This window comes from Roseburia sp. AM23-20 (assembly GCF_003470905.1).
In the GTDB taxonomy this organism is placed as follows: Bacteria; Bacillota; Clostridia; order Lachnospirales; family Lachnospiraceae; genus Roseburia; species Roseburia rectibacter.
In genome coordinates this window covers 107,898-120,835 of sequence record NZ_QRHS01000008.1, presented here as the reverse complement: position 1 = coordinate 120,835, position 12,938 = coordinate 107,898, and the positions used below count along the sequence as shown (strand labels likewise).

The following is a 12,938-nucleotide window of genomic DNA, read 5'->3' as shown; positions in this document are numbered from 1 at the left end:
ATTTTGATCCCGATCACCCATAAAAACAAAAAGACCAAGAGGAAACTTACCGTTCCACCCTTGATCTTCCTGTATCCCGTAAGGATTAGTCCTGAGGGATGATTTCTTTTTTGTTGTAAGAGCCACAGTTTTTACATACTCTATGAGGCATCATTAACTCTCCACATTTGCTGCATTTTACTAATGCCGGAGCAGTCATTTTCCAGTTTGCTCTTCTTTTATCTCTTCTTCCTTTGGAAGATTTATTCTTTGGACAAATTGACATATTCTCACACCTCCTTAAATTTGTTAAAGACATCTTGGATTGCTGCCATTCTTGGATCCAGTTCTGTTCTCTGGCAGTTGCATTCCCCTTTGTTCAGGTTCATTCCGCACACTTTGCAAATTCCTTTGCAATCATCCCTGCACAGAACTTTCATCGGCCAGTTCACCAAAATCTCTCCATAGATAAGTCTATCTATATCCAGATTAAATCCAATCAGGTAGTCATTATCTTCCACATCTTCATCATGAACAACAGAATCTTCTAATTTGATATCCTTGTCAATCGAAAAGTGGATATCTGTCGGAACTTCCTCCAGACAACGGCTGCACGGAATCGATACACGCAGATCAACATCACCCTGGATAAGCAGCCGCTTGTTCTCCCGGTTTGCGATATGCAGTTCTATCGGTGCTGCACTGATAATAGGAAATTCCCCTAACTTTGATACAAAAGACGCAAGTTCGATCTGAACCTGTTTCGTTTCTTCCTTGTTCTCACAAGATAAAATGTCTGAAATATCTATAATCACGGCATTCTCCTATATCTTTTTTTGTGAATCAAACCTTTTATCTAGGCTTTTCACACCTAAATGATTATACATAGTGAAAACAGGTTTGTCAAGTATTTTTTCTTGACAACCCTGTTTTTTTATCTTCGCGAATCTGCTGCTATTTACACATGTGCAGTCAGCAACGATTTCAGCCCATAAAAATGCGTTGTCTCTGCCTATTTTACAAGTGCAACCGTCTCTCTTGCGATTGCAAGCTCCTCGTTGGTCGGGATCACACAGACTTTTACTTTGGAATCTGCTGTGGAGATCACTTTTTCCTCTCCGTGTACTTCGTTTGCCTGTGCATCTACTGTAATTCCAAGATATCCAAGATACTCAAGTACCTTTGCTCTGACGATCGTTGTATTTTCTCCGATACCTGCAGTAAATGCAATCGCATCCACACCATTCATTGCTGCCACATATGCACCGATATATTTTGCAACACGGTAGCAAAATACGTCGATAGCACCGATTGCAAGCTCATTTCCTTCATTGGCTGCAGCCTCAAGATCACGGAAATCACTTGATAATTTTGATAATCCCTGTACACCTGACTTTTTATTCAAAACATTCATGACACCTTCGATATCTAAGTTCTCTTTCTTTGCAATGAACTCCATGATTGCCGGATCAATATCGCCGGAACGTGTTCCCATAACAAGTCCCTCTAAAGGTGTAAGACCCATGGATGTATCTACACACTCACCATTTAATACGGCACTGATAGAAGCACCATTTCCAAGATGAGCCACAATGATCTTAGAATTTTTCAGATCCATTCCAAGGAATTCAGCAGTACGTTTTGATACAAAACTGTGGCTGGTTCCATGGAAGCCATATCTTCTTACTTTGTACTTTTCATAGTATTCGTATGGAAGACCATAAAGGAATGCTTTCTTTGGCATTGTCTGATGGAATGCTGTATCAAATACACCTACCATCGGCACGTCTGGCATCAGCTCTTTACATGCATCGATACCGATCAGGTTTGCCGGGTTGTGAAGCGGTGCAAGGTCATTACACTCTTCGATTGCTTTTAATACTTCTGGTGTTAAGACGGTAGAAGAAGCAAACTTCTCTCCACCATGTACCACACGGTGACCTACTGCATCGATTTCAGCAAGGCTCTTGATCGCACCAGTTTTCTCATTTACCAGTGCATCAAGTACCATCTGGATTGCCTGTTTGTGTGTCGGCATTGCTGCTTCTGTGATCTCTTTGTCTGATCCGGTCTTCTGGTATACCAGTCTACCGTCAATACCGATTCTCTCGCAAAGTCCTTTTGCTAATACTGCTTCACTGTCAGAATCGATAAGCTGATATTTCAGTGAAGAACTTCCGCAGTTTACTACTAAAACGTTCATATTTTCCTCCCATGCCCTGCCTGCTTTCGAATGGCAGTTTTCTTTTCTTAAATGATAAATGGGCAGTCCGACTGATACGAACCGCATATAATTTTAGTATACGCCTCTAACTCTGTTCGCACAAGGTATTTAAAGTGAGATTTTTTGTACAAAATGAAAAACAGGTTGACAGAATTTTAACGTTATTTTTTTAACAAATACCATTCTTTCACATTTGCGAAAAAAAACTGTATATGGTAGTCTTTAATCAGAATATTATTCACAAAAATGTTCTTTAATTTTTTTGAATGGAGAACCTTATGAAAGTTATCGGAATCATTGCAGAATATAACCCTTTCCACAACGGACATGCCTACCAGATCGCCAGACTGAAACAAAAAACAAATGCCGACTTTGTCATCGTCGCCATGAGCGGTGACTTTGTCCAGCGTGGTGCCCCTGCCATTGTCGATAAATACTGCAGGACCAAAATGGCTCTCTCATGCGGCGTGGATCTTGTCATAGAGCTTCCGACCGTCTGGTCAATCTCCTCTGCAGAAGATTTTGCCATGGCAGGCGTTACCCTTTTCGATAAAATGAACTGTATTGATGGAATCTGTTTTGGAGCAGAGTCTGACAACCTTCCTTTGCTTAAGATCATTGCAGATATTCTCGCAGAGGAACCGGATACTTATAAATCTGCACTTGCTTACTATTTAAAAAAAGGTATGACATTTCCATCTGCACGGGCTGCTGCACTGACAGATTATTTTAAGAATAACCTCCAAATTTTTTATTCTTGTACAGAAGAGATTTCTTCTATTGTAAATTATTCCATAGAGTCACTTATTTCCACATTAAGTACTCCAAATAATATCCTTGCGATCGAATATCTAAAGGCTCTGAAACGCCGCAATTCTGTCATGACTCCGATCCTGATCCCACGTGCCGGCAGCGGATATCATGACACTGCCATACATGCTCCTTCCGGAAAATTATACTTTTCCGAAGATGAGCAGCACTCCCAGCCAACAGCATCGGCTTCTGCGATCCGGACTGCAATTTCTGATTTTATGACAGCAGATAAGTCACCGGTTTCCCTTTGTGAAATTGCCATTTCCATGCCAGAACCTGCTTTTACGTTGTTTCAAAATGAGATTCTATCCGGCAGTTTTCTTAACGCAGATGATTTTTCATCGATTCTCGGTTACCGTATCTTGTCATGTAATAAAGAAGATCTGCTTGATATTTCTGACATGACACCGGAAATTGCAAACCGCATACTAAAAAATAAATATCAGTTTTCCTCTTTTACACAATTTAGTGAAAAAAACAAGAGCCGTGATATTACCTATACACGGATGAGCCGGATTCTTATGCATCTTCTCCTGCGGATAACTGACGCAGATGTAAAACGATATAAAGAAGCTGATTATATTCCTTACCTGCGCATACTCGGTTTTCGCAAAGATTCTGCTGATCTGCTCTCTGTTTTGAAAAAAAACGTGACTGTGCCTGTCATATCAAAACTTTCCAAATCCCTGCACACTTTTGACGGCACCGCAAAATACATGTTAGAGGAGGATATTTTTGCTGCAGAACTCTATGAACAGCAAAAAGCAGGAAAAACAAAAGATTGTTTTTCCTGCCCTGAATGCAGTAAGCAGATTATCCGCATCTGATCAATGATGGAACAGACGGATTCCGGTAAATGCCATTGCCATATTGTATTTGTTACATGTCTCGATAACATTGTCATCACGGATAGATCCACCCGGCTGTGCCACATATGCCACACCGCTTCTATGTGCACGCTCGATGTTATCTCCAAATGGGAAGAATGCGTCTGAACCAAGTGAAACATTCGTATTTTTATCTAACCAGGCGCGTTTTTCTTCTGCGGTAAATACCTCCGGTTTTACTTTAAAGATATTTTCCCATGCACCGTCAGCTAAAACATCCATATAATCCTCGCCGATATAAAGATCGATCGCATTGTCTCTGTCGGCACGTCCGATCTTATCGAGGAACTGAAGTCCCAATACTTTTGGAGACTGACGCAGCCACCAGTTGTCAGCTTTCTGTCCTGCAAGTCTGGTACAGTGGATACGTGACTGCTGTCCCGCACCGATACCGATTGCCTGTCCGTCTTTGACATAACATACGGAGTTGGACTGTGTGTATTTCAAAGTGATCATAGCGATTGCAAGATCTCTTTTTGCAGCATCCGGGATTTCTTTATTTTCAGTTACCACATTGTCAAAAAAGTGCTCATCGATCACTAATTCATTTCTTCCCTGTTCAAAGGTAATACCAAATACTTCTTTGTGCTCGACCTTTGCCGGCACATAATCCGGATCGATCTGGATTACATTATAATTGCCTTTTTTCTTTGCCTTTAAGATCTCTAATGCCTCATCTGTATAGCCTGGTGCGATCACACCATCAGAAACTTCTCTTTTGATGATCATTGCGGTCGCCTTATCACAGACATCCGATAAAGAAATAAAATCACCAAAAGAAGACATACGGTCTGCACCTCTTGCTCTTGCATATGCATTTGCCAGCGGAGTAAACTCCATATCCATATCATCTACCCAGTAGATCTTACGTTCCACATCACTGAGTGGAAGTCCCACTGCTGCACCAGCCGGTGATACATGTTTAAAAGATGTAGCTGCCGGAAGTCCGGTTGCCTTTTTTAACTCACTGACTAACTGCCAGCCGTTAAATGCATCTAAAAAGTTGATATAACCTGGTTTTCCGTTTAATACCTGGATTGGCAGCTCACCATTTTCCATATAGATTCTGGATGGTTTCTGATTTGGGTTACAGCCATATTTTAATTCTAATTCTTTCATGGGTTCTCCTTTACTTATTTTTATTTATGATTCTGCTCTCATATTTTCCGGTCTCAATATCAATATAGCGGACAAATAAAGAAACCTTGTTATCCTCATTGAGATTTTCCCATACAAATGATGTAAATGTATCAATATCACCCTCGATCGCAACCGGTGTCGGCTCTCCCTCAAAACTTGGAAGCGGATTACCGTCCCCCATATAAGTATGGATAAAATGTGCTTCACCTGCTGTGGGATTCTCATATGCAAATGTATAGCGGTTGCAGGAGGATGGATCCCCGTTGTTGCTCTTTAAAATAGACATCGCATAGTTGAATTTACCGTTTTCAATATGCATGATACCGGAAATTCTAGGTGTATAATTTGGTGCATCCGGCTCAAATTCTCTTGTGCGCAGTGCCTGTTCAAAAGTCTGCTGCTTATCCATCAGTTCATAGATCGTATCTGTCTGATCTCCGTTTGTCACGATCGTTTTATTGCCAAGCACACGGACAGGCGCATAGATGATCAGGCTCGGATCTGTCAGTTTAGAAGGATCAAACGCCTGTGTACGGATACCCTCGCCATCCTCAACAAACACACGGTTACGGCTGTTCTCGCTTCTGCCCATAATAAAATAAGCTGTAATAGCGTGTTTTCCGTCTGCAGATTTTCCGATAATGATTCCTCTTCCAGGATAGGAATTGCCTGAAAGTTCATTCTTTAATGACATTTTCTCCATGATATCCTCCAATTCTTGCGCTGTTTTGCTCTTTTTATTTATCTTATCATTTTGATCCTGTTTTTACAATTATTAGCGTCATGAATTTATTTACTTAATTTTATAAGTTATATTAATATATTATATGAAATATTATTTCATTCGCCCGCTGTCTCCATGTATGTTCCCGGACAGCTTTCCCGTATCCTCTTTCTGCAATTTCCATACACGCGTCCGGTTTTTGCAAAAGCTCATTTACAAGCTCCGGCAGTTCTTCTCTTTTTTCCAGCGAATAATAAACCAGATCTTTTTTATCTGTAAAATTTTCCTTTAGATACCTGCTGTCATCAGTCAGTGAAAGTGTATGCTGTAACATCGCTGTAAATACCCGGTCATGTGCTCCGTCTTTAAACCAGGGCATGATGTTCAACGAAATCTTAGCATCCGCTATCGCCTCTGCGCAGGTCACAGAATCCACCTCCCTGCCATTTTTTATAATGTAATCCTGATTTTCGCAGTCAAGTTTCTCCCAGTTTGCTCCAAATACATGCACTGGGATTTTATGCTCTGCAAGGCATTTTATGATCTCCCCCCGAAAATAACTCCGCATACATATATCAATAAAAACCATTCCCGCAAACGCTGCACGAAGCTCCTCTTCCGGCACTTCTCCTAAATCCCTTCTGATATGTGTCTCTAACATCTGATCGACCGATACCGCAGGATGCACTTTCATATCTTCCATGATCTCATAATAAAACGTCCGGTACTCTACGCCCTGTCTGTCGATTTCCCGGTAAAGGTGTTCCACCGACGTATAGTTTCCGGTAAAAACAATATCATATTTCCGATTCTGATACGGTATATTTTTAAGTTCCCATTTTTTTCCGTTCTGCTTTTTAATGCAGTTTCCCGCCAATGGCAGAAAATCCACCTGCAATGCCGGATAAAACCGCTTCATATATATCACATGATCCCTGTCAATACAAAAGATCCGCATATCAGACACCGGAGGTCCTGCCAGTTTCGAATGATAATATAACGGATGATCCACCAGAATATTGATGCATGCTATCCCATGATTTTCCCAGATATAACGTCCGTTTTCCTCAATAAAAATCTCTTCCCCGGAAAGTCCTATAAAGTTGAACGTACAAAGCCATGTTTCCCCGGCTTTTACAAACCGGCTGATACCATCCACTGTATTTACCAAATCATCGTAATCCACAAAATAAGTATCATAACCCAGCTCCTGAAATGCTGCTGCTAACTGTTCCGAGAAATATCCTAACGTTTCTACCGCATTTTTTATAAAAATTATTTTCATACTTTTATACTTCCACCTCTTTTTCATTCACAGGATACAATTTCCCATGAATCAAAAAATCCTGCCCCGGACAGGTATTTTTGCATCGTATGCTAATCCCTGACGCAGAGCAGGCTCTATATTACAATCCTGATCGCAATTTAATCTTATTTACTTTTCTCACGCCTGTGAACGATCCCATTCATTTTTTTTAGATCAGTTTTTAAAGCTGTGGATCGGTGCCGGGATTCTTCCGGTACGGTTGATAAAGTCATCACAGGAATATTTATTAACCGGCATGATCGGCGCATAACCAAACAGACCACCGAACTCTACCGTATCGCCAACACCTTTGCCGATTACCGGGATCAGACGTGCCGCTGTTGTTTTCTGGTTTACCATACCAAGAGCCATCTCATCTGCGATCATACCGGAGATCGTAGTTGCCTTTGTATCACCTGGAATGGCAATCATATCAAGTCCTACTGAGCAGACACAGGTCATTGCCTCTAATTTTTCCAGAGTGATCGCACCTGCCTGTACGGAATCGATCATTCCCTGATCCTCACTGACAGGGATAAAAGCACCACTTAAGCCGCCGACATAAGACGATGCCATGACACCACCCTTTTTAACCTGATCATTTAACATGGCAAGTGCCGCGGTTGTACCAGGTGCACCGGCATATTCCAGACCGATCTCACAGAGAATATCTGCAACGGAATCACCGATTGCCGGAGTTGGTGCAAGGGAAAGGTCAATGATACCAAACGGAATCGAGAGACGTCTGGATGCCTCCTGCGCAACCAACTGTCCGACTCTTGTTACCTTAAACGCTGTCTTTTTGATCGTTTCACAGAGTACTTCAAAATTCTCGCCACGTACCTTTTCAAGTGCTGTCTTTACAACACCCGGTCCGCTGACTCCGACATTAATCACTGCGTCCGCCTCTGTCACACCATGAAAAGCTCCTGCCATAAATGGATTGTCATCCGGTGCATTGCAGAATACGACCAGTTTCATGCAGTCCACAGAATCACGGTCTTTTGAACGCTCAGCAACTTCCAGTAAAATCTCTCCCATCAGACGCACTGCATCCATATTGATACCAGTCTTTGTGGAAGCAAGGTTTACGGAACTGCAGACACGATTCGTCCGGCAGAGTGCCATCGGGATGGAACGTATCAGCATCTCATCCGCTTTTGTCATGCCTTTTGACACCAGTGCAGAATATCCGCCGATCAGATCAGCACCGATTGCTTCCGCTGCACGATCCATGGTATCTGCGATCGTCGCAAAATCTTCCGGTGTCTTGCAGGCTGCTCCACCGATCAGTGCGATCGGAGTAACAGAAATACGCTTATTGACAATCGGTATACCATATTCCGCCTCGATCTCCCCTGCAACTTTTGCAAGATCTTTTGCAACGGATGTGATACGGTTATAAATATTTTCATTTAATTTTTTCAGATCAGAATCAATGCATGAAAGCAGGCTGATACCGATCGTAATGGTGCGGACATCAAGATTTTCGTGTTCCACCATGTTGTTGGTCTCGTTTACTTCAAATATATTAATCATTGCTGCTTTCCTCTCTAAATACGATGCATTTTTTCAAAAATCTCAGCTTTCTGGCACTTGATGGATACACCGATCTGTTCACCAATCCCGTCAAGATCTTTCTGACAATCCACAAATGATCTGGTGGATCTGTTCATGTCAACGATCATCATCATATTGAAATATCCGGAAACGATCGTCTGTGAAATATCAAGTACATTCACACCATTTTCGGAAAGATAAGTACATACTTTTGCAATGATACCAACGGTATCCTTACCCACTACTGTAATAATTGTCTTGTCTGCTGTGTTCTCCATCTCTGCTCTCCTCACTTTTCTGCTTTACTAAATCAGTGCAAATATTATGGATAATCATATCATATGTGATTTATAATTTCCACTGTTAAATGTGTTGGAATTTATAAATTTTTCTACTAAATGTCATTAGAAATATTATTTTTTAAAAAACGATACGCTCTGACGGCTCATCCCGTTTTGCCACATACATTGGAAAATCATCACCTTTATAAGGGTTCTCTCCCATTGTTACCTCCAGCCGGACTGTCTCATATGCAAGCTCTGCATAATTATTTTCCTTGCTGAGATGGCCTAAAATAACCGTATTGAAATGATCATGAAGCACTTCTCCTAAAAGCTGACCAGAGAGTTCATTAGAAAGATGTCCCTTTTCCCCAAGAATCCTCTGTTTTAACTGATAAGGATAACTGCCGACCTGCAGCATATGTACATCATGATTTGCCTCTAATAAAAGTACATCCAGATTTTTTATTTTATGAATGATATTTTCATCATAAGTGCCAAGATCAGTTACTACCGCAGCTGTTTTTTCCTCATTTTTTATTTTGTAGGCGACCGGATCTGCCGCATCATGTGAGATTGAGATCGGTTCGATCAAAAGATCCCCGATTTCAAAGGGCTGTTCCGGCGTTATTGCATGAAATAAAGATTCATCTATTTTTCCGACAGACTTTGTATTCAAAATTGCATCTATCGTACCTTCCGTGGCATAGATCGGAAGCCCGTAACGCCTGGCAATGACGCCCAGTCCAGATATATGATCGATATGTTCATGTGTTACGAGAACGCCTTTCATTTCTTCCGTTTTCAGATCAATTGAATTGAGTCCGTTTTCAATCCGTTTTCCACTGATTCCCGCATCGATAAGTACATGACAGTCATCAGATCCGACACAGATACAGTTTCCGCTGCTGCCGCTTGCTATACTGCATAATTCCATTGCTTTAATTCTCTTTCCATCTAAGTTCGATCGTATCTCCGGCCTTTAATACTGCAGAATACGATGCATTCTCACCATTCAAATTGGTAATGATTGCCCTGCCGTTTGAAGCTGTGAGATCAAATTCGTAAAAATCAAAAATATCTACAAATATATACTGTGGTTTTCCGGTAAGTTTTACCGGCTGACCATTGATATATACTAATACCGCGTTGCCATCTTCCGGTTTTTCATCCGTGTTCTGTACACTCTGTACTTCTGTCTGTTCTGTTACATTTTCAGCTGTATCTTCTGCTGCAGCGTCTGACACTGAATCTGACTGGGACGCTTCTGCATTCACCGTGTTCTCATCTGTTGCCGCAGCTGCATTCCCGGCATTCACTGTGCCTTCATCTGACGCAGCCATGCTGTCTGATCCTGCCGTATTTTCTTCTGATGCAGTAACATCGTCTGTTCCCTCTGTGCTGTCTGCATTTACCTGATCTCCATCTGGTGCGGCAGCATCATCTGTCCCCGCTGTACTCTCCTTTGCACTGCTGTCATCATGCGAAACTGCTGCATCTGCGCTATCCTGTGCCTCTGTCTTTGGCTCTACAATATCCGGTATCTCTTCTTCTTTGTATTCCCCGACAGTCGGTGTCTTTACTTCTTTCTGCTCTAACGGCTGGAATGATGGTTTACCATAAGAACGCACGGTCCACTCGATCGTGAAGTTTTCATAGATCAGGGAATCGAGTGTTGCACGACGATTATTTACTAAGATCACATGCTCAACATTCACTTCCACATCCATAAATTCTGCAAGCTGTCCTACTGTGTAGAAACTTCTGGTCTCCACCTGGTCTCCCTCTTTGATCTGATAGGAAGGCAGCTCTAAATTACCGTTGACCTCTAAGAACTTCGGACATCTTATCACATTTCCATTGACTACAAATGCCACGTAATCAGAAGTATATTCCTCTAACTGATCTAACGTGCAGGATGCCGGCTTTCCCGCTGTGGACGGCTCAATTATGATCTCACAGTTAGGCTCTAAGGCGGCATTCAGGTTTGTCGGCCGGTCATTCATATAAACTGCTGCCGACTCGCCCTGTTCTCCGCGGATGATACGTTTTGCACCGTTTACAAAAAAGTTAAGTTCCGATCCCCTCTTTGGGAAAAGATCCTCGTTTGGGAAACCTGCCTGCAATGCGGCATCCACGATCGTTAATCCCTCATTATCATATAATTTAAGCCGCTCACCATTGAAACGCACCATGATAAATCCATTTCTCTGCTCATAATAATTAAGGCAGATTCCGATCGGTGTTACAAGCAGCGGATCTTTCTTGATATCCTGCTGTTCAAAAACAACTTCCTGCAGTACCTCTTCGCCACGCAGTGCCACACGCACGTCCGGAAGATCTAATTTCTCTGCAAGCATTTTTGTGTAACCATGGATCTTACCACCGCCACCAACGATAAACGCTGCACTGACCGTCTGATCACCATTCAATTCTTTGATCTTGGCAGCTACTGCGGTTGTCATCTCATCCACTACGGGTTTAGTCAGCTCCCATACCTCTTTTGCCGGAATCGTATGCTCGATCAGCATGATATCTTTATAGGTGATCTCATCCTCTGTTGTGCTCTGCAATTTGATATATTCGGCAGTTTTAAAATCAACCAGATAATTCTGCACGATCAGTTCTGTCAGTTCATCTCCTGCAAGAGGAATCATACCGTATGCAATGATGCTTCCGTCTTTCGTAATGGAAATATCGGATGTTCCCGCTCCAATATCGACCAGTGCGATATTAAGCAGACGATAGCTTTCAGGGATTGCAACATTAATAGCAGCTATAGGCTCCAATGTCAGATTTGCTACTTCAAGTCCTGCCTGATTTACCGCCGCATAAAGTCCGTCCACTACATCCTCCGGCAGAAATGTTACGATAATATCTTCGCCGATACGGTCTGCTTTATGTGATTCAATGTTTGAAAATGGCTCATCATTCAAAAAATATCTGACCACTGAATATCCGACACAATAAAATTTGTAATTGGTATCATTCATCTCCTGTAAAATTTTCTGTGCCTTTTCAATTCCAAGCAGATCAAGTGTATGTATATCTTCTCCGGTGACTACGCTTTCCTCCGGATAATCGTAACTGATACTTGTTGTAACCGTCTTAAGCACACGTCCTGCGGCAGCAATACATACTTCCGTCAGGGTTTTTCCGATCTGTTTTTCCAACTGTTCTTTTACTTTTCTTATCGTCCCTGATACACGTCCGATATCATGGATCTGTCCATCTAACATCGCTCTTGTATCATGCTGCATGATATACTGTGCAGTTACGATAAACTGATCCTCTGTACGGTAACCTACAGTTCCAACTACATTTCTTGTACCAATGTCAAGTCCGAACACCAATGACTGTTCCATGTCTTTTCCGTCACTCATCTGCAGTATCTCCTACTCGTTCTCCATATTTGTGATTGCCAAATCAATCTGCTTTCTTGCTTCTTCCACCGTTCCGTTATTATCGATCACCACTTTACAATACTTCCGGTAAACAGATTCCTCTAACTGACTGTCAAAAATCTGCTGTACTTTCTGCATGGAATATCCGCGCGATCTCATAAGGCGTTCTTTTCTTATATCCTCTCTGGTATAAATATACCAAAGTTCGTCACAAATTTCATCATAATGTTCTTCAATCAAAAGTGCCGCCTCTAAAACAAGAATCTTAAGTTCTCCCTTTTCCCGCTCTGCTTCTGCAACAGTTCTGATGTATCTCTTGACTGCAGGATGCACGATTCCATTTAAAGTTTCTCTTTTTCCCTCATCGGAAAAAATAACTGCTGCTAACTTTTTCCGGTCAAACGAACCATCCTCTGACCAGATATCTTCATTCCGGAATCTGTCTTTTAATTTCTGATAACAATCTGTTCCCGGAAGCATCAGTTCGTGTGCGATCTCATCCGCCAGCATGACTTTTACGCCGTCTTTTGTTTCAAGATAATGAAGTATTTCTGATTTTCCCGCACCGACACCGCCGGTAATTCCTATAAATTTCATCTGTTCTGTGCTCCCCGAAACTG

The 12,938-nt window shown here is 41.9% G+C and carries 12 protein-coding genes; 1 reads left to right on the top strand and 11 read right to left on the bottom strand.

The window, feature by feature from the left end; translation table 11 throughout:
• Nucleotides 1–85 precede the first annotated feature (85 nt).
• The 3 genes from rpmF to DW650_RS08540 all read right to left on the bottom strand — a co-directional run bounded on the left by rpmF (nucleotide 86) and on the right by DW650_RS08540 (nucleotide 2,182).
• Nucleotides 86–265, bottom strand: coding sequence for a 50S ribosomal protein L32 (rpmF, locus tag DW650_RS08550; protein WP_006858546.1), 180 nt, complete (start codon nucleotides 263–265; stop codon nucleotides 86–88).
• Nucleotides 266–269: 4 nt separating this feature from the next.
• On the bottom strand, nucleotides 270–794 hold the full coding sequence (locus DW650_RS08545) for a YceD family protein (protein ID WP_182002514.1): 525 nt from the start codon (nucleotides 792–794) through the stop codon (nucleotides 270–272).
• Between the two features lie 197 nt (nucleotides 795–991).
• Nucleotides 992–2,182, bottom strand: coding sequence for an acetate kinase (locus DW650_RS08540; protein ID WP_117919744.1), 1,191 nt, complete (start codon nucleotides 2,180–2,182; stop codon nucleotides 992–994).
• Between the two features lie 299 nt (nucleotides 2,183–2,481).
• Between DW650_RS08540 and DW650_RS08535 the strand changes: the two genes are divergently transcribed.
• Nucleotides 2,482–3,843 (top strand): tRNA(Met) cytidine acetate ligase, encoded by a 1,362-nt coding sequence (locus DW650_RS08535; RefSeq protein WP_118209635.1) that lies wholly within the window; start codon nucleotides 2,482–2,484, stop codon nucleotides 3,841–3,843.
• Here the strand turns inward: DW650_RS08535 and DW650_RS08530 are convergent, their stop codons facing one another.
• The 8 genes from DW650_RS08530 to coaE all read right to left on the bottom strand — a co-directional run bounded on the left by DW650_RS08530 (nucleotide 3,844) and on the right by coaE (nucleotide 12,915).
• A complete protein-coding gene (locus DW650_RS08530) occupies nucleotides 3,844–5,022 on the bottom strand; it encodes a phosphoribosylaminoimidazolecarboxamide formyltransferase (protein ID WP_117919748.1) in 1,179 nt (392 codons plus the stop codon).
• Nucleotides 5,023–5,032: 10 nt separating this feature from the next.
• Nucleotides 5,033–5,746, bottom strand: a complete 714-nt coding sequence (locus tag DW650_RS08525; protein ID WP_117919750.1) for an IMP cyclohydrolase — start codon at nucleotides 5,744–5,746, stop codon at nucleotides 5,033–5,035.
• Between the two features lie 112 nt (nucleotides 5,747–5,858).
• Nucleotides 5,859–7,052: a glycosyltransferase family protein gene (locus DW650_RS08520; protein ID WP_118209634.1), complete on the bottom strand. Its 1,194-nt coding sequence runs from the start codon at nucleotides 7,050–7,052 to the stop codon at nucleotides 5,859–5,861.
• Between the two features lie 195 nt (nucleotides 7,053–7,247).
• Nucleotides 7,248–8,612 (bottom strand): PFL family protein, encoded by a 1,365-nt coding sequence (locus tag DW650_RS08515; RefSeq protein WP_117919752.1) that lies wholly within the window; start codon nucleotides 8,610–8,612, stop codon nucleotides 7,248–7,250.
• Nucleotides 8,613–8,626: 14 nt separating this feature from the next.
• Complete coding sequence (locus tag DW650_RS08510) at nucleotides 8,627–8,911, bottom strand: ACT domain-containing protein (protein WP_117919754.1); 285 nt, start codon at nucleotides 8,909–8,911, stop codon at nucleotides 8,627–8,629.
• A gap of 142 nt (nucleotides 8,912–9,053) precedes the next feature.
• On the bottom strand, nucleotides 9,054–9,851 hold the full coding sequence (locus DW650_RS08505) for an MBL fold metallo-hydrolase (RefSeq protein ID WP_117919756.1): 798 nt from the start codon (nucleotides 9,849–9,851) through the stop codon (nucleotides 9,054–9,056).
• 4 nt (nucleotides 9,852–9,855) lie between these two features.
• A complete protein-coding gene (gene pilM, locus DW650_RS08500; RefSeq protein ID WP_118209633.1) occupies nucleotides 9,856–12,297 on the bottom strand; it encodes a cell division protein FtsA in 2,442 nt (813 codons plus the stop codon).
• A 12-nt stretch (nucleotides 12,298–12,309) separates the two neighbouring features.
• The gene (gene coaE / locus DW650_RS08495; protein WP_118209632.1) at nucleotides 12,310–12,915 is read right to left on the bottom strand and encodes a dephospho-CoA kinase; all 606 of its coding nucleotides are present in this window, start codon (nucleotides 12,913–12,915) and stop codon (nucleotides 12,310–12,312) included.
• Nucleotides 12,916–12,938 lie beyond the last annotated feature (23 nt).